Annotated in this window: 19 protein-coding genes; 8 read left to right on the top strand and 11 right to left on the bottom strand. The window is 60.8% G+C overall.

What is annotated here, in order from left to right; translation table 11 throughout:
- Nucleotides 1-68: 68 nt before the first annotated feature.
- From hda to HX817_RS13300, 3 genes are all read right to left on the bottom strand, one after another.
- Nucleotides 69-773, bottom strand: coding sequence for a DnaA regulatory inactivator Hda (hda, locus tag HX817_RS13310; RefSeq protein ID WP_003210747.1), 705 nt, complete (start codon nt 771-773; stop codon nt 69-71).
- A 217-nt stretch (nt 774-990) separates the two neighbouring features.
- Complete coding sequence (locus tag HX817_RS13305) at nt 991-2,064, bottom strand: AI-2E family transporter (protein WP_003210746.1); 1,074 nt, start codon at nt 2,062-2,064, stop codon at nt 991-993.
- Between the two features lie 53 nt (nt 2,065-2,117).
- Entirely contained in the window at nt 2,118-3,158 is a 1,041-nt protein-coding gene (locus HX817_RS13300; protein WP_003210745.1) for a DUF2066 domain-containing protein, read from the bottom strand.
- A 359-nt stretch (nt 3,159-3,517) separates the two neighbouring features.
- On the opposite strand from HX817_RS13300, the gene purM reads away from it, so the two are divergent.
- The 4 genes from purM to HX817_RS13280 all read left to right on the top strand — a co-directional run bounded on the left by purM (nt 3,518) and on the right by HX817_RS13280 (nt 6,390).
- Nucleotides 3,518-4,576, top strand: coding sequence for a phosphoribosylformylglycinamidine cyclo-ligase (gene purM, locus HX817_RS13295; protein ID WP_008438191.1), 1,059 nt, complete (start codon nt 3,518-3,520; stop codon nt 4,574-4,576).
- Nucleotides 4,576-5,226, top strand: a complete 651-nt coding sequence (gene purN, locus HX817_RS13290; RefSeq protein ID WP_087694819.1) for a phosphoribosylglycinamide formyltransferase — start codon at nt 4,576-4,578, stop codon at nt 5,224-5,226. The genes purM and purN overlap by 1 nt, the downstream gene beginning before the upstream one ends.
- A gap of 8 nt (nt 5,227-5,234) precedes the next feature.
- Nucleotides 5,235-5,948 (top strand): DUF3108 domain-containing protein, encoded by a 714-nt coding sequence (locus tag HX817_RS13285; protein WP_003210742.1) that lies wholly within the window; start codon nt 5,235-5,237, stop codon nt 5,946-5,948.
- Between the two features lie 253 nt (nt 5,949-6,201).
- Nucleotides 6,202-6,390, top strand: a complete 189-nt coding sequence (locus tag HX817_RS13280) for a hypothetical protein (protein ID WP_003210741.1) — start codon at nt 6,202-6,204, stop codon at nt 6,388-6,390.
- Between the two features lie 204 nt (nt 6,391-6,594).
- On the opposite strand, the gene HX817_RS13275 is transcribed toward HX817_RS13280, so the two are convergent.
- From HX817_RS13275 to HX817_RS13245, 7 genes are all read right to left on the bottom strand, one after another.
- On the bottom strand, nt 6,595-7,140 hold the full coding sequence (locus HX817_RS13275) for a DUF2058 domain-containing protein (protein WP_177040349.1): 546 nt from the start codon (nt 7,138-7,140) through the stop codon (nt 6,595-6,597).
- 25 nt (nt 7,141-7,165) lie between these two features.
- Nucleotides 7,166-7,999: a nucleoside triphosphate pyrophosphohydrolase gene (gene mazG, locus HX817_RS13270; RefSeq protein ID WP_177040348.1), complete on the bottom strand. Its 834-nt coding sequence runs from the start codon at nt 7,997-7,999 to the stop codon at nt 7,166-7,168.
- A gap of 153 nt (nt 8,000-8,152) precedes the next feature.
- On the bottom strand, nt 8,153-10,396 hold the full coding sequence (gene relA, locus HX817_RS13265; protein WP_003210738.1) for a GTP diphosphokinase: 2,244 nt from the start codon (nt 10,394-10,396) through the stop codon (nt 8,153-8,155).
- Nucleotides 10,397-10,532: 136 nt separating this feature from the next.
- Entirely contained in the window at nt 10,533-11,885 is a 1,353-nt protein-coding gene (rlmD, locus tag HX817_RS13260; RefSeq protein ID WP_008438175.1) for a 23S rRNA (uracil(1939)-C(5))-methyltransferase RlmD, read from the bottom strand.
- Complete coding sequence (gene cysM / locus HX817_RS13255) at nt 11,885-12,787, bottom strand: cysteine synthase CysM (RefSeq protein WP_003210736.1); 903 nt, start codon at nt 12,785-12,787, stop codon at nt 11,885-11,887. The genes rlmD and cysM overlap by 1 nt, the downstream gene beginning before the upstream one ends.
- A gap of 100 nt (nt 12,788-12,887) precedes the next feature.
- The gene (locus HX817_RS13250) at nt 12,888-13,484 is read right to left on the bottom strand and encodes a tRNA-uridine aminocarboxypropyltransferase (RefSeq protein WP_003210735.1); all 597 of its coding nucleotides are present in this window, start codon (nt 13,482-13,484) and stop codon (nt 12,888-12,890) included.
- Between the two features lie 6 nt (nt 13,485-13,490).
- Nucleotides 13,491-14,384 carry a LysR family transcriptional regulator gene (locus HX817_RS13245; protein WP_003210734.1) on the bottom strand — a complete coding sequence of 298 codons (894 nt, stop codon included), beginning with the start codon at nt 14,382-14,384 and terminating at the stop codon, nt 13,491-13,493.
- A gap of 244 nt (nt 14,385-14,628) precedes the next feature.
- On the opposite strand from HX817_RS13245, the gene speB reads away from it, so the two are divergent.
- The 4 genes from speB (at nt 14,629) to HX817_RS13225 (ending at nt 19,025) form a co-directional block, all read left to right on the top strand.
- Entirely contained in the window at nt 14,629-15,579 is a 951-nt protein-coding gene (speB, locus tag HX817_RS13240; protein ID WP_003210733.1) for an agmatinase, read from the top strand.
- Nucleotides 15,579-16,004, top strand: coding sequence for a nuclear transport factor 2 family protein (locus HX817_RS13235; RefSeq protein ID WP_003210732.1), 426 nt, complete (start codon nt 15,579-15,581; stop codon nt 16,002-16,004). The genes speB and HX817_RS13235 overlap by 1 nt, the downstream gene beginning before the upstream one ends.
- A gap of 21 nt (nt 16,005-16,025) precedes the next feature.
- Nucleotides 16,026-17,531 carry a cytosine permease gene (locus HX817_RS13230; protein ID WP_177028531.1) on the top strand — a complete coding sequence of 502 codons (1,506 nt, stop codon included), beginning with the start codon at nt 16,026-16,028 and terminating at the stop codon, nt 17,529-17,531.
- 111 nt (nt 17,532-17,642) lie between these two features.
- Nucleotides 17,643-19,025 carry a sodium:solute symporter gene (locus tag HX817_RS13225; protein ID WP_003210730.1) on the top strand — a complete coding sequence of 461 codons (1,383 nt, stop codon included), beginning with the start codon at nt 17,643-17,645 and terminating at the stop codon, nt 19,023-19,025.
- 60 nt (nt 19,026-19,085) lie between these two features.
- Here the strand turns inward: HX817_RS13225 and HX817_RS13220 are convergent, their stop codons facing one another.
- On the bottom strand, nt 19,086-21,185 hold the full coding sequence (locus tag HX817_RS13220; protein ID WP_177040347.1) for an FAD-dependent oxidoreductase: 2,100 nt from the start codon (nt 21,183-21,185) through the stop codon (nt 19,086-19,088).
- Nucleotides 21,186-21,222 lie beyond the last annotated feature (37 nt).

Genomic DNA, 21,222 nt, shown 5'->3' with positions numbered 1-21,222 from the left:
CAAAACGGCCCAAACGCAGGTTTTCTGGCGCCTGTAATTTGCCGAAAGCCCCGGTTTTAAAGGGCTGCCTACCAGCCCAGGGTTTCTTTGAGGAAGGGAATAGTCAGCTTGCGCTGGGCTTGCAAGGAAGCCTGGTCGAGCTGTTCGAGCAAGTCGAACAGTGCGCTCATGCTGCGTGTACCGCGAGTGAGAATAAAATGCCCGACTTCATCGGTCAGGTGCAACCCGCGGCGCGAAGCACGCAGTTGCAGGGCCCGCAGTTTGTCTTCGTCGGACAACGGGCGCATCTGGAAAATCAGCGCCAGGGTCAGCCGCGACTTCAAGTCCGCCAGCTTCACCGGCAGCTCACGCGGCGAGGTGGAGGCGGCAATCAACAAACGCCGGCCGCTGTCACGCAAGCGGTTGAACAGATGGAACAGTGCCTCTTCCCAATCTGCCCGCCCCGCCACTGCCTGCAAATCGTCCAGGCAGACCAGTTCGTATTGTTCAAGGTTGTCGAGGATCTCGATACCGCGGTCCAGCAGCTCCGCCAGCGGCAGGTACACCGCCGGTTCACCCATCTGTTCGAAGCGCAGGCAAGCGGCCTGTAACAAGTGGGTACGCCCCACGCCGTGCTTGCCCCAGAGGTAGATCAAGCTTTCGGTCCACCCGGCGTCGGCTTCGCAGAGCCGCTCGACATAGCCGAGTGCAGCGGCATTGGCGCCTGGGTAGTAATTGATAAAGGTGGCGTCGTCACGCAGACGCACACCTAGGGGCAGCTGAATCGGTTTCATGCTGACTGAACGGTTCCAATCGAACCGTTAGTGACCTCTGTGTAAAGTTTGCAAAGTTTATACCCGTGACGCCGGGCGCACAATGCAGCAGACCACAAGCAAAATCAAAGGTTTGCGTTAACTTGTTGGATTTGGTGAGGAATGTTTGACGCAATGGCGAAACGCCAGAGCCGATAAATGACAAACCCGGCCTTGAGCCGGGTTTGTGATGCTGCGGTTATAACTCCGGTTCGTCGGTTCCGGCGTACATGTCCGAGTCCTTGTACAAGTCGTGCACATGGCGCACCAGCACCATGATCACCGCCGCCACCGGCAGTGCCAGCAGAATGCCGGTAAAGCCGAACAGCTCGCCGCCCGCCAGGATCGCAAAGATCACCGCCACCGGGTGCAGGCCGATCCGGTCGCCCACCAGCAACGGCGTCAGCACCATGCCTTCCAGGGCCTGGCCGACCATGAACACCGCGACAATCCCGAGCATCGGGTACAGGTCGCCGTGGAACTGGAACAACCCGGCCACCAGCGCCGCACCGATACCAATCACGAAGCCCATATAAGGCACGATGGCTGCCAGGCCGGCGATCAGGCCGATCAACAGCCCCAGTTCCAGGCCGATCGCCATCAACCCCGCCGCGTAGATGATCCCCAGCGCCAGCATCACCAGCAACTGGCCACGGACGAAGGCGCCGAGCACCTCATGACACTCCTCGGCCAGGGAGACAATGCGCTCCTCACGGTCGCGCGGCAGCAGGCCGCGGATCTTGGCCATCATGATGTCCCAGTCCCGCAGCAGGTAGAACGCCACGACCGGGATCAGCACCAGGTTGGTCAGCCAGCCAATCAGCGCCAGGCTCGACGCCGTCGCCTGGCTCAGCACCACGCCGACAATGTCGGTGGTCTGGCCCATGTGCTCGCTGATGGCCGCCTTGACCTTGTCGAACTTCCAGAAGCCGTCTGCCAGCCCCAGCTTGGCCTGCGCCCACGGCATGGCCGTGTGTTGCAGCCAGTCGAGCATCTGCGGCGCCAGCTCATAGAGCTTGAACAGCTGCTTGGCCAACATCGGCACCAGCACCAGGACCAGCGCCGTGATGATCAAGGTGAACAACGCAAACACCGCCACCACGCCCCAGGTACGTGACAGGCCGATCTTTTCCAGGCGATCCACCACCGGATCGAACAGGTAGGCCAGCAGTAACGCGACCAGGAACGGCGTCAGGATCGAATGCAGCAGGAACACAAAAACGCACAGCAGGACAATCCCGCCAAGCCACACCCAACGACGCGTATCCGCCATAAACCACTCCCTCTGTTATTTGCTTCCTGCTTCTATATAAGAAGGAAGAACACTTACCAATGAAAACGTAGCTGCGGCGTCGGCTCGACCGGTGCCGGTTGCGCGCCTTCTACCACCGGCTGCGGAGCCGGAGCTTCACCTGCCGGGATTTCCTGCAACTTGGCCAGGCTCAACTGGGTGCGCAGCTGCTCGGCGCTGCCATTCACCCGATAAACGATGCGAGTGCCGTCCACGCGCACTGGCTGGGCACCGAACGGTTCCAGCAGATGGCCGAGGGCGGCGTAATGCTCGAGATTCATGCCCTGCACTTCCAGCAACTGATCACTGGTGGCAGCGCCGGCCTTGACCGCAAAGCGTGGTGCCAGGCGTTCGCTGACGGCCAGCAGCACGGCGTCAGCCAATGCGGCAGTATCAGTGCCGGTGGCGGTGCCCTGCTCGCTTTTATCCCCCAGCCACAGGCGCCATTTGGCCGACCATTGGCCGCCATCTTCGCGAGCATGCACCGCCAGCAAGGCATCGGCCCCATAACGCTCGGACGCGGCGCGCAGCGGTGTGGCGTCAGGGCTTTCAAGATTCGGGGCGGTGGCGACGATCTGTTCGTCCAGGTCACCCAATGGCAGACGCAGCGGCAAACCACGATGCTGGGCCGCGCGGCGCAGCGGCTGGGCGACGGCCTGGCCATCACCGACCAGGCTGCTGCCTTCCACGGAGTCGTTCAGCCACCAACCGAGGATCGATGGCCGATTGCTGCCCCACAGCGCCAGGCCCGCGCCACGCAACGCGCGGTCGGTGCTGACCGGGTCGAAATCCACCTGCAGGCTTTCCGGCGGGCCGGCGTCGTAGCCATACTGACTGATGATTTGTTGCGGGTCTTTGCGGATCGCCGCCAGGCCCGGGCCATCGGCGGCCTTGGCGTCGCCGGTCAGGCGGATCACCAGGGTTTGCAGGGCACGCTGGGTCGCCTGGTCGCGCTCCTGGGGAGACTGACTGCTGACCGGCTCCAGCACTTGATAGAGACCATTGAGGGTTTCGGCATGACTCGCCAGGCTGACCAACGACAAGCAGCCCACAAAAAAATATTTACTCAGACCCATGAAAGAAGATTCCCGAACGGCAAATAAGCGGTTGGAACAGACCGCGTGAACACTGTTGAGCAAGGCTGTGACCACAGCGACCGGCAAAACATTCACAGGGTCTCGGCAAGTTTTTGTACTGTCATAACGATAGCGAGTTAAAGGCTATACCTTAATAGGGCCTGTGACCGACTCGATTAGCGATTTTTTTAACAGCTATTGCCCCTGCCCGTCGGCCCGAGGATGGCCGCTGCCCCTCAAGCCTGATAAAATCGCGCGCCTTCGCAGACCGTCAATGGCAGGCCGTGCTGAAACTTCAGGTTTCGGTACACCCGCCGCATTCGGTCGTTACCCCTGAATCCCCCCTAAAGGCCTGGATCATGAGCAAGCAACCCTCCCTGAGCTACAAGGACGCCGGTGTAGACATCGACGCCGGTGAAGCATTGGTCGAACGCATCAAGAGCGTCGCCAAGCGCACTGCGCGCCCCGAAGTCATGGGCGGCCTGGGCGGTTTTGGCGCCCTCTGCGAGATCCCGGCCGGCTACAAGCAGCCTGTATTGGTCTCCGGCACCGACGGTGTGGGCACCAAGCTGCGCCTGGCACTGAACCTGAACAAGCACGACAGCATCGGCATCGACCTGGTTGCCATGTGCGTGAACGACCTGGTGGTGTGCGGCGCCGAGCCTCTGTTCTTCCTTGACTACTACGCCACCGGCAAGCTCAACGTCGAGACCGCTACCCAGGTGGTCACCGGCATTGGCGCTGGCTGCGAACTGTCCGGCTGCTCCCTGGTCGGCGGCGAAACCGCTGAAATGCCAGGCATGTACGAAGGCGAAGACTACGACCTGGCCGGTTTCTGCGTCGGCGTTGTCGAAAAATCCGAAATCATCGACGGTTCCAAGGTGGCTGCCGGTGACGCCCTGCTGGCCCTGCCATCGTCCGGCCCGCACTCCAACGGCTACTCGCTGATCCGCAAGATCATCGAAGTGTCCGGCGCCGACATCGAAACCATCCAGCTCGACGGCAAGCCCTTGACCGACCTGCTGATGGCCCCGACCCGCATCTACGTGAAGCCGTTGCTCAAGCTGATCAAGGACACCGGCGCGGTCAAGGCCATGGCCCACATCACCGGTGGCGGCCTGCTGGACAACATCCCGCGCGTACTGCCTAAAGGCGCCCAGGCGATTGTCGACGTGGCCAGCTGGCAGCGCCCGGCAGTCTTCGACTGGCTGCAAGAGAAAGGCAACGTCAACGAAACCGAGATGCACCGCGTGCTGAACTGCGGCGTGGGCATGGTCATCTGCGTGGCTCAAGAGCACGTTGAAAGCGCGCTGAACGTATTGCGTGAAGCCGGCGAACAGCCTTGGGTCATCGGCCAGATCGCTACCGCCCCTGAAGGCGCGGCTCAGGTTGAACTGAAGAACCTTAAGGCGCACTGATGCCTGCAACCTGTGATGTCGTGGTGCTGCTCTCCGGCACCGGCAGTAACTTGCAGGCCCTGATCGACAGCACGCGCGCCGGCGACAGCCCGGTGCGCATCGCTGCGGTGATTTCCAACCGCAGCGACGCCTACGGCCTGCAACGCGCCAGGGACGCAGGTATCGACACCCGCTCCCTGGATCACAAGGCTTTTGAAGGCCGCGAGGCCTTCGACAGCGCCTTGATCGAACTGATCGACGCCTTCAACCCCAAACTCGTGGTACTGGCCGGCTTCATGCGCATTCTCAGCGCTGACTTCGTGCGTCACTACAACGGGCGTCTGCTGAATATCCACCCGTCCCTGCTGCCAAAATACAAAGGGTTACACACCCACCAGCGTGCCCTGGAGGCCGGCGACACCGAGCACGGCTGCAGCGTGCACTTTGTCACCGAGGAACTCGATGGCGGGCCTCTGGTCGTACAGGCAGTAGTTCCGGTAGAGTCTGCGGACTCTGCGCAGACGCTTGCGCAACGGGTTCACGCCCAGGAACACAGGATTTACCCGCTGGCTGTTCGCTGGTTCGCTGAGGGACGGTTGATTCTTGGCGACCACGGTGCATTATTGGACGGTCAGTTACTTGCGGCCAGCGGCCACTTGATTCGAACCTAGGAGACTTTATGCGTCGCGCCCTGCTCTTCGCTTTTGCGCTGTTCGCCTTGCCTGCCGTGCAAGCGGCAGACCTTCACCCTTTCTCCGCCAGCTACACCGCCGACTGGAAACAGTTGCCCATGAGTGGTTCGGCAGAACGCAGCCTGACCAAGAATGACAACGGCAGCTGGACCTTGAATTTCAAGGCTTCCATGATGATCGCCAGCCTGACTGAAACCAGCGTGATCCGCTTCGACAAAGACGCCCTGCAACCGGTGAGCTACACCTTCGAACGCGGTGGCCTGGGCAAGACGAAGAAGATCAACCTCGACTTCGATCAGACGGCCAAGAAAGTCACCGGCTTTGAAAACAAGGACCCGGTCAACGTGGCCCTTCAAAGCGGCATGCTCGACAAGTCGACCTACCAGCTGGCATTGCAGCGCGATGTGGCAGCAGGCAAGAAAAGCATGAGCTACAACGTCGTCGAAGGCACTGATGTCGATACCTACGACTTCCGCGTGATCGGCCCGGAAAAGGTCCAGACCAAAGCCGGCTCCATCGATGCGATCAAGGTCGAGCGCGTGCGTGACCCGACTCAAAGCAAGCGCATTACCCAAATGTGGTTTGCCAAGGACTGGGGCGGCATCCTGGTTGCCCTGCGCCAGGTCGAGACTGACGGCAAGGAATACAACATCATGCTGCAAGACGGTACCGTTGACGGCAAGGCTGTCAAAGGCAGCTGATCCTCTGCGCAATGAAAGAGCCTCGCGTACGCGGGGCTTTTTTTCGCCTGTCGCCTGACGCCAACATGAAACTTTTGTCATAAAACTCAGCGCCCTGCGACGCAATGTCGCGGTTTCCGTGGGCTCGCGGGATTACTCCATTTCCTGTAAAGGTGTGTTGCAATTCCTGGTTATTTACTTAGCAAGCTAACAAATCATATAACAAAGGCCTGCGACGCCTTGCCGCAGATCAACCAGAGATTGGAGCAAGCAGATGACTGTAAAAGTAACTGAACGCGACGATGAACATATGTCCCACGAAGCAGTAGCCCACGGGATTCACATCTGGGATGTACACCAGCAAGACCTGCTGGTCGGCATGTTTCACGACGAGGCCGAAGCTCATAATTATAAAAACGAGCTCGAGACCCTTGAGATGAAACGCCAGGCGCAAAGCTCCTGAAACTCTGAAATCCTGTAGATAACCAGCCCCACGCAGCTGGAGTGTCTATAAACACAAACCCCGCCTTTTGAGCGGGGTTTGTGTTTTTGGGGTTGGGATTGGGATTTTGGGGGCGCTTCGCGCCCCAGCGGGAGCAAGCTCCCTCGCCACAACAAGCTCACTCACCACAATAAGCTCCCTTGCCACAATGGAGTTTCTAACGCATTACCACATCAGGTCATCAGGGATCTGGTAGGCGGCGTACGGATCGTCCTCATCCGGCACCTGGCTTTCGGTCAGCACGTTCATCTGGACGATGCGCTCTGGCGCCCGCTCCTGGATCTTCAGCGCGGCTTCGCGCGGGATCACCTCGTAACCGCCACCGTGATGCACGATCGCCAGGGAGCCGTTGCTCAGCTTGTTACGCATCAGCGTGTTGACCGACAGGCGCTTGACCTTCTTGTCATCCACGAAGTTGTAGTAGTCCTCGGTGGTCAGCTTGGGCAGGCGCGAGGTTTCGATCAATTGCTTGACCTGCGCAACGCGGGCCTTGGCCTCGGCTTTTTCCTGCTGCTGACGGTTCAGCTCCTGGTCGCGCTTGACCTTTTCGGCATGCGCCTGGATGGCCAGGCGCGCCTGGCTATCGTCCGCGTCGGCCTGGCCTTTATGCACCAGGCGCTGCTGTTTCTGTTTCTCTTTGCCGACCTGCTTGGCCTGCTTTTGGTTGACCAGGCCTGCTTTGAGCAACTGGTCGCGAAGGGAAATGCTCATGGTGCTTACTCACTTGGGCAACGGCTCAGCCGCAGCTGGACAGATTCTTTTCCTGGCGTTTGGCTTCGCCCCACAGGGCGTCCAACTCTTCGAGGGTGCAATCTTCTATGGGACGGTGGGTCTCGCGCAATGCCTGTTCGATAAATCGGAAACGTCGTTCGAATTTAGCGTTGGCTAAACGCAAGGCTGCTTCCGGGTCGACCTGGAGGTGACGGGCCAGGTTGACCGCCGCAAACAGCAGGTCACCTACTTCATCGGCGATGGCTGCCGGGTCGTTATCGGCCATGGCTTCGAGCACTTCATCCAGCTCTTCGCGCACGTTATCCACCACGGGCAACGCGGCCGGCCAGTCGAAACCCACCTGCCCGGCACGCTTTTGCAATTTGGCGGCGCGGGAAAGCGCCGGCAAGGCCGTGGGCACATCATCCAGCAGGGATAACTGCTGTGGGACGTCGGACTTTTCCGCACGCTCCTCGGCCTTTATTTCTTCCCAACGCTGCTTGACCTGCTCTTGGCTCAGCTGCGGAATATCCAGCGGCGCGTACAAGTCTCCCGTGGGAAACACATGCGGGTGACGGCGAATCAACTTGCGGGTAATGCTGTCGATCACCCCGGCGAATTCGAAGCGCCCTTCTTCCCGCGCCAGCTGGCTGTAATACACCACCTGGAACAACAGGTCGCCCCGCTCACCTTGCAGGTGATCAAAATCCCCGCGCTCGATCGCATCGGCGACTTCGTAGGCTTCTTCCAGGGTGTGGGGGACGATGGTGGCGTAGGTTTGCTTGATGTCCCACGGGCAACCGTATTGCGGGTCGCGCAGGCGGTTCATCAGGTGCAACAGGTCTTCAAGTGAATACATCAGTCTCTTTCCGCAGAAGTGGGAACGCTGAGGATCAAATGTGGGAGCGGGCTTGCTCGCGAAGGCGTCGTGTCAGTTGCCTGATATTTGACAGACACATCGCCTTCGCGAGCAAGCCCGCTCCCACATTTCAGTCCGCGCTCGTCCAGCTACTCATGGCGTGCGATTACGCCGGGTCTCAATAATGTTCGGCAACTGGGAAATACGCCCCAGCAACCGACCCAACGCGTCCAGCCCCGGAATCTCGATGGTCAGGGACATCAGCGCCGTGTTGTCCTCTTTGTTCGAGCGGGTGTTGACCGCCAGCACGTTGATCCGCTCATTGAGCAGCACCTGCGACACATCACGCAGCAGCCCGGAACGGTCGTAGGCACGAATGATGATGTCCACCGGATAGGTCAACACCGGCACCGGGCCCCAACTGACCTGGATGATCCGCTCCGGCTCGCGCCCGCCCAGTTGCAACACCGAGGCACAGTCCTGGCGGTGAATGCTCACCCCGCGGCCCTGAGTGATGTAACCGACGATGGCGTCGCCCGGCAATGGCTGGCAGCAGCCGGCCATTTGCGTCATCAGGTTGCCGACGCCCTGGATCTGGATATCGCCGCGCTTGCCCGGCTTGTAGCCGGTGGCCTTGCGTGGAATCAGTTCCAGCTGCTCGCTGCCCCGCTCCGGCTCAACCAGTTGCTGGGCCAGGTTGACCAACTGCGCCAGGCGCAGATCGCCGGCACCGAGGGCGGCGAACATGTCTTCGGCGATCTTCATGTTGGCCTTTTCGGCCAGCTTGTCGAAGTCCACCTGCGGCAGGCCCAGGCGTGCCAATTCGCGCTCGAGCAAGGTCTTGCCGGCGGCGACGTTCTGGTCGCGCGCCTGCAACTTGAACCAATGGACGATCTTCGCCCGCGCCCTGGACGTGGTGATGTAGCCCAGGTTCGGGTTCAGCCAGTCGCGGCTCGGCGTACCGTGCTTGCTGGTAATGATCTCGACCTGTTCACCGGTCTGCAGGCTGTAGTTGAGCGGCACGATGCGCCCGTTGATCTTGGCGCCACGGCAGTTGTGGCCGATCTCGGTGTGCACCCGGTACGCAAAATCCAGCGGTGTGGCGCCCTTGGGCAGGTCGATCGCGTGGCCGTCGGGGGTGAAGATGTAGACCCGGTCAGGTTCGATATCCACCCGCAGCTGGTCGGCCAAACCGCCGATGTCGCCCAGCTCTTCGTGCCACTCCAGCACCTGGCGCAACCAGGAGATTTTCTCTTCGTACTGGTTCGACCCGGCCTTGACGTCGGTGCCCTTGTAGCGCCAGTGAGCGCATACGCCCAGCTCCGCCTCTTCGTGCATCGCGTGGGTGCGGATCTGTACTTCCAGTACCTTGCCCTCGGGGCCGATCACTGCCGTGTGCAATGAGCGGTAACCGTTTTCCTTGGGGTTGGCGATGTAGTCGTCGAATTCCTTGGGGATGTGCCGCCACAGCGTGTGCACGATACCCAGCGCGGTGTAGCAGTCGCGCATTTCCGGCACCAGCACACGCACGGCGCGCACGTCGTAGATCTGGCTGAAGGCCAGGCCCTTGCGCTGCATTTTGCGCCAGATGGAATAGATGTGTTTGGCCCGGCCGCTGATGTCGGCTTCAACCCCGGTGGCCTGCAATTCCGTGCGTAACTGGCTCATCACGTCGGCGATAAAGCGCTCACGGTCCAGCCGCCGCTCATGGAGCAGCGTGGCAATCTGTTTGTATTGATCGGGTTCGAGGTAACGGAAGGACAAGTCCTCCAGTTCCCACTTGATATGGCCGATGCCCAGGCGGTGGGCCAGCGGCGCGTAGATGTCGAACACCTCGCGGGCGACGCGGTTGCGCTTTTCGTCGTCGGCGGTTTTCACCGCCCGAATCGCGCAGGTACGCTCGGCCAGCTTGATCAAGGCGACGCGCACGTCGTCGACCATCGCCACCAGCATCTTGCGCAGGTTTTCCACCTGGCCCTGGGTGCCCAGCACCATCGACTGGCGCGGGCTGAGGCTGGCACTGATCGCCGCCATGCGCAGCACGCCGTCGATCAGCTTGGCCACCACGGTGCCGAAACGCTGGCTGACGGTGGGCAGTTGAATATGCCCCTCACGCACGCCGCGATACAGCACCGCCGCGATCAGCGAATCCTGATCGAGCTTGAGATCGGCGAGGATCTCGGCGATTTCCAACCCGGTGCGAAAGCTTGAAGTGCCTTCGGCCCACAGGTTCTTCGCCGCATTGTCTTGCTGTTCAGACTCACGAGCGAACTCGCAGGCTGCTTTCAAGGCTTCACGGTCCAGTGCCGGGTCGACACTGATGGCATGATCCAGCCATGCCTCGAGATTGATACTGCCGTCGGTGTTGATCGGCTGGTGTGCTCTCACCTGTACCATCTTGCTTACCTTCCCTACGACGCACCTTTTAGTGCGTCAAAATCATCGCTGACCTGCTTTACAAAAAAAGCTTGTGCACGCTCCCTGGCAGGTCACAGGCCCAGGAGATGCAGGCCAGTCGGATTAAACGGGCATCCTAGCCCGCTTCAAATAACGCCATGGCCTCGACATGGGCCGTCTGGGGAAACATGTCGAGGATCCCGGCACGTTTTAGCCGGTAGCCTTGCTTGACCAACTCGACCGTGTCCCGCGCCAGCGTTGCCGGATTGCAGGACACATACACCAGGCGATCAGCCCCCAGGGTAGCGAGCTTGCGCACAACCTCCAGGGCACCATCGCGGGGTGGGTCCAAGAGTACCGCAGAAAAGCCCTGTTTGGCCCATTCCGCGTCGGTCAAAGGCTGGGACAAATCGGCCTGAAAAAACTGAACATTATGCAAATTATTGCTGACGGCATTCTGTGCCGCCCGGTCCACCATGGCCTGCACGCCTTCCACCGCCACCACTTCCCGCACTTGGCGGGCCAGCGGCAAGGCGAAGTTGCCCAAGCCACAAAACAAATCCAGCACCCGCTCGTCGGGCTTTGGCGCCAGCCAATCCAGCGCCTGGGCGACCATCGCCTGGTTGACCCCGGCGTTGACCTGCACAAAGTCTCCCGGGCGGTACGCCAACTGCAAATCCCACGGTTCCAGACGATAGCCCAAGGCCTGGTCTGGTTCGACCGGTTGCGGCTGGCCCTCGCCATGCAGCCACAGTTGGGCTTCATGGAACGTGCAAAATTCCTGCAGGATCGTCAGGTCCGCTTCGGACAAGGGCGCCATGTGTCGCAACAACACGGCAATCGACGAACCACTGAATAATTCCACATGCCCCAATGCCTGAGGCTTGCTCAAGCGCCGCAGCATGTTGGGCAAACGCTGCATGATCGGTTGCAAGGCCTGTACCAGCACCGGGCAATCGTCGATGGCGACGATGTCCTGGCTGGCCACGGCACGAAAGCCGACCTCGAGTTTCTTCGCCTTGGCATCCCAGCGCACGGCCACGCGGGCGCGGCGACGATAGCCGAATTCCGGCCCGCTCAAAGGCGCGGCCCACTCCTGGGGTTCGACACCGGCCACACGGGATAATTGCTCGGCGAGCATGCGCTGTTTCAGGGCGAGTTGTTCGTCATGGGGCAAGTGTTGCAGGCTGCAACCGCCACAGCGGCCGGCGTGCACACAGGGTGCCGGACGGCGCAGTTCGCTGGCGGTAAATACGCGCTCGGTGCGCGCCTCGACCACTTTGCCGTGGGCGCCCAACACCCGCGCTTCCACCTCTTCACCGGCCAGCGCACCCACGACAAACCAGGTGCGGCCTTCAAAGAACACAATGCCGCGGCCGTCGTTGGCCAGGCGCTCGATGGTCAGGCGCTGCTTCTTGCCTACAGGAATCTGTGGGGCCCGGCTGCCGCCCGTCGGTTGGAAGCGCAGGCCTCTCTCGTGCTTGGCCATCAGTTGGGCGCGTCGAAAATGCCGGTCGACAGGTAACGGTCGCCACGGTCACAGATGATCGCGACGATCACCGCGTTTTCCAACTCCTGGGACAAGCGCAACATCCCGGCCACGGCGCCACCGGACGACACGCCGCAGAAGATGCCTTCTTCACGGGCCAGGCGGCGGGTGGTGTCTTCGGCTTCACGCTGGGCCATGTCGATGATGCGATCGACGCGAGCCGCGTTGTAGATCTTCGGCAAGTACTCTTCGGGCCAACGACGGATCCCCGGGATCGCTGCGCCTTCCATCGGTTGCAGGCCGACGATCTGGATCTCGGGATTCTGCTCCTTGAGGTAGCGCGAATTGCCCATGATGGTGCCGGTGGTGCCCATCGAACTCACGAAGTGAGTGATGGTGCCCTGGGTCTGGCGCCAGATTTCCGGGCCAGTGGTGGTGTAGTGCGCCTCGGGGTTGTCGCCGTTGGCGAACTGGTCCAGCACCAGGCCACGGCCTTCGGCAGCCATACGCTCGGCGAGGTCGCGGGCGCCTTCCATGCCTTCTTCCTGGGTGACCAGGATCAACTCGGCGCCGTAGGCGGTCATCGCCGCCTTGCGCTCGGCGCTGCCGTTGTCGGGCATGATCAGGACCATCTTGTAGCCCTTGATCGCCGCGGCCATGGCCAGGGCAATCCCGGTGTTACCGGAGGTGGCTTCGATCAGGGTGTCGCCGGGCTTGATCTGCCCACGCAACTCGGCGCGGGTGATCATCGACAACGCCGGGCGGTCCTTGACCGAGCCGGCCGGGTTGTTCCCTTCGAGCTTGAGCAACAAGGTATTGCTGGTGTTGCCCGGCAGGCGCTGCAAGCGGACCAGCGGGGTGTTGCCGACGCAATCGGCGATGGTGGGGTACTGCAAGGTCATGGCGTATTCGCAATCCAGACTGCGGGGGCGACTATCATACCGGGAAAGGCTGGCGGGCCATATCACGCAAAGTGTGGTGCTTATCGCTTAATGGAATAAGTCAGGCGGGGCCGTGGTTTCTCTGGAACACTTCATCGCCCATCGCGGCAATCTGTCCTTCGATCAATGCCTCGAACGGTTTCAGCAGCGGCTCAAATGAGGTGGGCGCTTCAAGCACCTGCAACGCCTGCACGATGGCCTCCACCGTCGACAACGCTCCGGGCCCCGGTGCCTTGCGCAGCCGATAACGGGACACGGCGCCTTCCGCCAGCGTCACCCGAGGCAGCGCCGCCAATAAAGGATTGAGGTGCAGCAACTTGCGCGCCTTGCGCCAGGTGCCGTCCGGCACCACCAGCAGCAACGGTTCGTCGGATGGCGTGTAGGCCTGCAAGGGTTGGGCATTTTCGTCCGGAAACAACAGACGCGCCTGATAACCCGGCGGATTCAACAACGCCTGCAAATCCTCAAACACCTCCCCCACCACCAACTGCGCATTCACCAAGCCCAGCGCCGCCAACCGCGCGGTATTCAAGGCGTGATTGACCTCACTCGGATGCTGCAACAGCAACACCCGGGTTCGGCTATCCAGCCGGGGAATCAGCGCGCACAGGCAGTGAGTGGTGGGCCGCAGGCAGCGGGAGCATTGGGGTCTGGACATGGGTTTTCAGGCCTGGTTGAGCTGGGCTTTGAGTAAATCGCGGAAGGTCTGGATCAGGGGTTCGCGGCTGCGGCCCCGGCGCATGATCATCGAGAACGGCGCCTGGTAACCAAAGGTTGCCGGCAGCAGTACCCGCAAATCCCCTTTGTCGGCCCAGGCCTGGGCGTAGTGCTCCGGGAGGTAGCCGATGTAGGCGCCGGACAGCACCAGGATCAATTGCGCCTCCATACTTTCCACCGTGGCGGCGCTGTGCTTGAAGCCGTGACGCGCCAGTTCGGCCTGGCTCCAGTAACCACGACCGACCATGCGTTGCTGGGTGATGACTTGTTCGGGAATGCGCCGCTCGTTGAACAATGGGTGACGGGTGCTGCAATACAGCCAGTGCTGTTCGCGGTACAGCGGCATATAGATCAGCCCGCTCATCCGGTTGGAAAACGCACCGATGGCCAGGTCCAGGCGATTATCCTGGACGCCGAGTTGCAACTCGTAAGGACTCATCACCGACAGGTGCAAATGCACCGCCGGGTGTTCCTGACTGTAGGCGCCGATCACTTCGGCAAACGGCAAGGCCTTGTCGCTGACGGTGGAGTCGAGTACGCCGAGTTTCAGGGTGCCGCGCAGTTCGCCTTTGAGCGCGGCGGCGTATTGCTCGAAGCCTTCCAGCTCGCCCAGCAGGCGCAGGGTTTCCTGATGGAACAACTCGCCCTTGCTGGTGAGGCTGAACCCGCCCCGCCCGCGATGGCACAGCACCAGGCCCAACGCGGCTTCCAGCTGGCTCATGTAAGTGCTGATGGCCGAGGTCGACAGGTTGAGTTCGTGCTGGGCATTGGCGAAACCCTGGTGCCGCACGACGCTGACGAAGATGCGCAGGAGTTTCAGGTCGGGCAAGGCGTTGGCCATGGGCTCTCCAGAGGCAAACATAAAACCTGTGGGAGCGGGCTTGCTCGCGAATGCGGTGGATCAATCGAACCCTCCGTGACTGACACACCGTATTCGCAAGCAAGCCCGCTCCCACATTTGAACCGAGTTTACCTCAGGCATTAGTTTAGAAAAATCTGAACTAAGTATTTGCCCCTGCCGATTCTTCCCTTCCCATGCATTTCGCAGAATCGGCTTCTAATAAACAAAACGATGAGGCAATCCCGTGGACAAGATTTTCCACCAACCACTGGGCGGCAACGAAATGCCGCGCTTCGCCGGCATCGCCACCATGATGCGTCTTCCCCATCTGCAATCGGCCAAGGGCCTGGATGCCGCCTTCGTCGGCGTGCCCCTGGACATCGGCACCTCCCTGCGTGCCGGCACCCGTTTCGGGCCGCGGGAAATTCGCGCCGAATCGGTGATGATCCGCCCTTACAACATGGCCACCGGCGCCGCGCCGTTTGACTCGCTGTCGGTTGCCGACATCGGCGACGTGGCGATCAACACCTTCAACCTGCTGGACGCCGTGCGCATCATCGAAGAAGCCTACGACGAGATCCTCGAACACAATGTGATCCCGATGACCCTGGGCGGTGACCACACCATCACCCTGCCGATCCTGCGGGCGATCCACAAGAAACACGGCAAGGTCGGGCTGGTGCACATCGATGCCCACGCCGACGTCAACGACCACATGTTCGGCGAGAAAATCGCCCACGGCACCACCTTCCGCCGCGCGGTGGAAGAAGGCTTGCTGGATTGCGACCGCGTGGTGCAAATCGGCCTGCGCGCCCAGGGCTACACCGCCGAAGACTTCAACTGGAGCCGCAAACAGGGCTTCCGTGTGGTCCAGGCCGAAGAATGCTGGCATCACTCGCTGGCGCCCCTGATGGCTGAAGTGCGCGAGAAAGTCGGCGGTGGCCCGGTGTACCTGAGCTTCGATATCGACGGCATCGACCCAGCCTGGGCGCCCGGCACCGGCACCCCGGAAATCGGTGGCTTGACCACGATCCAGGCGATTGAAATCATCCGCGGCTGCCAAGGCCTGGATCTGATTGGTTGCGACCTGGTAGAAGTTTCGCCGCCGTACGACACCACCGGCAACACCTCGCTGCTGGGCGCCAACCTGCTGTACGAAATGCTCTGCGTATTGCCGGGCGTGGCGCACCGCTGATGAGCGCCCAGGCCGAGGTATTAAAAGCCGCGGCCGACCTGGTGTCGGCCTTCGCCCGCAATGATCGCGACGCCTACTTCGGTGCGTTCAGTGCCGATGCCAGCTTCGTGTTCTACACCCTCCCCCAGCCGCTGCTGAGTCGCGATGCCTACCAGGTGTTGTGGGACAGCTGGCGCCGGGACGAGGGATTTGAGGTGCTTTCCTGCACCTCAAGCAACGCTTTCGTCAGCCTGCACGGTGACGTCGCGGTATTTGTGCATGACGTGGCCACCGAGCTGCGCATGAACGGGGAGCAATTCTTTAGCCAGGAACGCGAGACCATTGTCTTCAAGCGGCAAGGGGATCGCACACAACAAAAAGAAGGCCTGTGGCTGGCCTGTCACGAACATTTGTCCGCTATGCCGGAAGGGCTGCCGCCCCATTAGCCAATGTGATCGGAGCAGATCATGAATAATAAAAACAACGAAAACAGTATTCGCAACATAGAAACCAACGGCGTCGAACAGATCCCGGACCACGAACGTACCGCCGGGCCGAAGGATTTGTTTCGCCTGATTTTCGGCGGTGCCAACACCTTCGCCACCGCCGTGCTGGGGAGCTTTCCGGTGCTGTTTGGCTTGTCGTTCCAGGCCGGCGTCTGGGCGATTGTGCTGGGCGTGCTGGTGGGTGCGGTGATCCTCGCCCCCATGGGTCTGTTCGGTCCGATCAATGGCACCAACAACGCCGTGTCTTCCGGTGCGCACTTTGGTGTGCACGGGCGGATTGTCGGCTCGTTCCTGTCGCTGCTGACCGCTATTGCGTTCTTCTCACTGTCGGTGTGGAGTTCAGGCGATGCGCTGGTGGGCGGTGCGAAACGTCTGGTGGGCTTGCCGGAAACCGACCTGACCCTGGGCCTGGCCTACGGCGTCTTCGCCATTCTGGTGCTGACTGTGTGCATCTACGGCTTTCGCTTCATGCTGTGGGTCAACCGCATCGCAGTGTGGGCGGCGAGCCTGCTGTTCCTGCTGGGGATCTTCGCCTTCGCGCCGGCGTTCGACAGCCACTTCGCCGGCACCGTTGCCCTCGGCCAGACCGGCTTCTGGGCGGCGTTTATCGGTGCAGCACTGGTGGCCATGAGCAACCCGATTTCCTTCGGCGCGTTCCTCGGTGACTGGTCGCGCTACATCCCGCGGGAAACCTCGAAGGTGCGGATCATGCTGGCGGTGGTGTTCGCGCAGATCGCCACCCTGATCCCGTTCCTGTTCGGCTTGGCCACCGCGACCATCGTGGCAGTCAAGGCACCGGACTATATCGCGGCCAACAACTACGTCGGCGGCCTGCTGGCGGTGGCACCGAGCTGGTTCTTCCTGCCAGTGTGCCTGATCGCGGTGATCGGCGGCATGTCCACCGGCACCACCTCGCTGTATGGCACCGGCCTGGACATGTCCAGCGTGTTCCCGCGCCTGCTGTCCCGGGTCAAGGCGACGCTGCTGATCGGGGTGATGTCGATTGCCTTCATCTTTATCGGACGTTTCGCCGCCAACCTGGTGCAGAGCGTGTCGACCTTCGCCGTGCTGATCATCACCTGCACCACGCCGTGGATGGTGATGATGATCATCGGCCTGATCGTGCGCCGGGGTTACTACTGCCCGGATGACCTGCAAGTGTTCACTCGCGGCGAAACCGGCGGGCGCTACTGGTTCAGCCATGGCTGGAACTGGCGCGGCCTGGGGGCCTGGATCCCGAGTGCGCTGGTGGGCCTGTGCTTCGTCAACCTGCCGGGGCAGTTTGTCGGGCCGCTGGGCAACCTCGCCGACGGCATCGACATCAGCTTGCCGGTGACCCTGGGCCTGGCCTCGCTGGTGTACCTGACACTGCTTCGCGTGTTCCCTGAACCGGCTGCCGTCTACGGACCGACTGTGGCGAGGGAGCCTGCTCCCGTTCGACTGCGCAGCAGTCGCGAGGCTGCCTGATGAATTGCGTGGAATGGATTGGGGCTGCAATGCAGCCCAGCGGGAGCACGCTCCCTCGCCACACAGCCCCCTTTAGCCCCACATAAAAAAGATAATCGGAGACTCGCCGTCATGGCCTTAGATCTATTCGTCGTCCTCATCTACGCCGCCGGCATGCTGGTGCTCGGCTACTACGGCATGCGCCGCGCCAAGACCCATGAAGACTACCTGGTGGCCGGCCGCAACCTCGGCCCGACGCTGTACATGGGCACCATGGCTGCCACGGTGCTGGGCGGTGCGTCCACCGTCGGCACCGTGCGCCTGGGCTATGTACATGGTATTTCCGGTTTCTGGCTGTGCGCCGCGCTGGGCGCGGGGATCATTGCGCTGAACCTGTTCCTGGCCAAGCCGCTGCTGAAACTGAAAATCTTCACCGTGACCCAGGTCCTGGAGAAACGCTACAACCCCATGGCCCGCCAGGCCAGTGCGGTGATCATGCTGGCCTACGCGCTGATGATCGGCGTGACCTCGATCCTGGCCATCGGCACCGTGCTGCAAGTGTTGTTCGACCTGCCGTTCTGGATGTCGGTATTGGTAGGCGGTGGCGTGGTGGTGGTGTACTCGACCATTGGCGGCATGTGGTCGCTGACCCTGACCGACATCGTGCAGTTCGTGATCAAGACGGTCGGCCTGATGTTTATCCTGCTGCCAATCTGTCTGTACCGCGTCGGCGGTTGGGATGAATTGGTGGCCAAGCTGCCCGCGTCGAATTTCAGCTTCACTGAAATCGGCTGGGACACCATCATCACCTACTTCATGATCTACTTCTTCGGCATCCTGATCGGCCAGGACATCTGGCAACGGGTGTTCACCGCCCGTGACGAAAAGGTCGCCCAGTACGCAGGCACCTTCGCCGGTTTCTACTGCATCCTCTACGGCCTGGCCTGTGCGCTGATCGGCATGGCCGCCCACGTACTGATCCCGGACCTGGACAACGTCAACAATGCGTTCGCCGCCATCGTCAAAGTCTCGCTGCCCGACGGTATCCGCGGCCTGGTGATCGCCGCTGCACTGGCTGCGATGATGTCCACCGCCAGCGCCGGCTTGCTCGCCGCTTCCACCGTATTGACCGAAGACCTGCTGCCGCGCCTGCGTGGTGGCAAGCAGTCAAGCTTGAAGATCAACCGTCTGTTTACCTTGCTGACCGGTATCGCTGTGTTGGGTATCGCGCTGGTGGTGAGTGATGTGATCAGCGCACTGACCCTGGCGTACAACCTGTTGGTGGGCGGCATGTTGATCCCGCTGATCGGGGCGATTTTCTGGAAACGTGCGACGACTTCCGGGGCGATCACCTCCATGACCCTGGGTTTTGTGACCGCGCTGGTGTTCATGATCAAGGATGGTTTGGACGCCAATACGCCGATCTACTACAGCCTGGGTGTGGGCCTGGTGAGTTTTGTGCTGGTGAGTTTGCTGTCCCGTCGTCCGGAGGCTGTTGCGGCTCGGGCGATCTGAACGAATAGTTGAAAGTAGCTTTCTTCAGCGGGTGCGACGTCGGATGTCGCACCCGTTTTTTTATTCCCACACTGCCGAAACCCCCGGCGCTCTGGCCTGGATGACTTCCTGGACCAAAGAAGCCCATACCAATCCCTGCGTGGTGCCCCCGGCATAAGTTGCCCCCGCGACAATGCGGTTGTAGGCGGACCAATGCACGATTGAAAGTCCATCTGCGGTGCCGGGCCTGGCACATTCGATTTGTTGCAAGTCGCCACGTTCGATCGCACGGCTGCAGGACTTTGGAAAGTGTCGAGAAACGGCAGCCAGGCACGCCGCCCGTATCTGCTCCTTGTACTGCGGCGTCGAATCGGGCGGCACCTGCCCGGCGGAGACAAGGATGCAGTTCCCGTCCAGGCGGCAATTCATGACGCCGATTGGCAGGTCGTACTGCAGCTTGAGTCCGCGCATGTCGACACCTTCATCATCAACGGCGCGCAGCTTGAAAAACCAGCCAATGATCGGGATGACCTCTGGCTCGTCCACCCCCATGGCCGTGACGACAAAGTGCTCTCTACTCAGATCGGCAATTTGGACCGGACTCAGGTGCCGTGGCAGGAACTCAACCCCTGAGCGCTGCAAAAGCGTCACCATCTCATCCATTAAATGGATAAATTCCAGATCGTAGCCCGACACCTCAATCGCCCGCCCGACCTCGGGAACTCCATACATTGCCTGGAATTGCAGCTGACTGATCTCTGCAAGCTCTCGCCCCGGCTTGCCACTCGGCCAAGGCCTGTTTTCAATATCCCGTTGCTCGCGGATCGCGGCCTCCGTGCCACTGGAGTCGTCCACATAGGCTCGTACAATTCGCGATCGTGCAAATCGTGCCAGCGATGGGTTGTCGGCCAGGAATTTTTCAAACAGCTCGATGCCTGCGCGATTGCACTCAATGGCCAGGTACTGATTTGCGGGAGTCAGGTAATCGTTAGGCAGCGGTTTTGCAGTCGTCTCCGTTGCTGACAGATGACGCATGTTCACCTGCTTGTGACTGGCACCATCGCGCTGCTGATTTCCTCCATAAACCGTGACCTGATAATTTGCCAGGCGGAACATCACGGCTTGGAGCAGCCCGTTGATACCTCTGCCGATGATCGACACACGCGGCGCACCGGCATCGGCTTGCCGAGAGGGGATCGCCAATGAGTGTGCGAGTTTGCGCCGGACAAGGCCGCGCAAGGCCATCAAGCTCAGTTGCACCGAGACCGCATAGTCGAGGTCGCAATGGCAGGCTTCGGTGGTGGCCGCCTGTGTGGTCAGCGTCGCCGGCTTGTACCACGTGGAGACACTGCAGCCGAGCGCTTGTGTGCGCACCCGAAACGCATCCAGTGTCCTGGGGCCGTAGTCCAATATGAGCTGGATGTCTTCGGAGATTGCCAGGGTCTGCAACGCATCGTCGCTAAAGACATCCGGCTTGGCGACACAGACAAGGCGAGCCTTTCTGTGCAGGCACTGAATGAGGGTCCGATCAATGCGATAAATGGATTCATCATTCAGGGATAAGCATAGGGCGACTGCATTGGCCCCCTCGAGCGCCTCAAGCCAGTCGTCAACCAATGAAACCCTACAATCGGAAGAGGCTTTCCCGAAACTGTCCGACACTCGATCGCGTCGATCCAACACCTTAATCCGAACATCCGGATCTCGAGCAAGCAACAACTTAACAAGCTCTTTCCCTACATTGCCGTATCCCAGTACACAGATGTCATGGGGCAAGGAGCCATCGGCCAGCGTCAGCCAGTGCGCAATATAGGCAGCAACATGCGGCGCATTGACCCCTGGCGTGTTAATCACTCGAACATTGTTGCGCTCGCACAGATCCAATCGGATCTTATCCAGACTTGTACCTCTGCGGACCAAACAGAGTTCGCCAAATGGGTGGGATATACGCCATTGGTTGATGACGTCGGCATCAATAACCTGGTCTGCGACAATGATCGTTGATGGGCGCAGCAGTGCAATCTGTATAAGCAGAGCCTGCTTGGTTAACGTCGGCGGGAAAAACACCACGTTGCTGGGTGCATCAGCTTTCCAGCCACGCGATGCAGGGGCGATATGCAAGATGTTTTCGGTGGTGGCAATAAGTGACGCGGCGACTGGCGGAACGGAAGAGAACATCATGGTTTTGTCTCCAACAGTTCTGACTGGCTCATACTCC

The organism is Pseudomonas sp. C6002 (assembly GCF_013385805.1).
GTDB lineage: Bacteria > Pseudomonadota > Gammaproteobacteria > Pseudomonadales > Pseudomonadaceae > Aquipseudomonas.
Note: the sequence above shows the minus strand (reverse complement) of the source record. Positions and strands in the feature narration are given on the sequence as shown.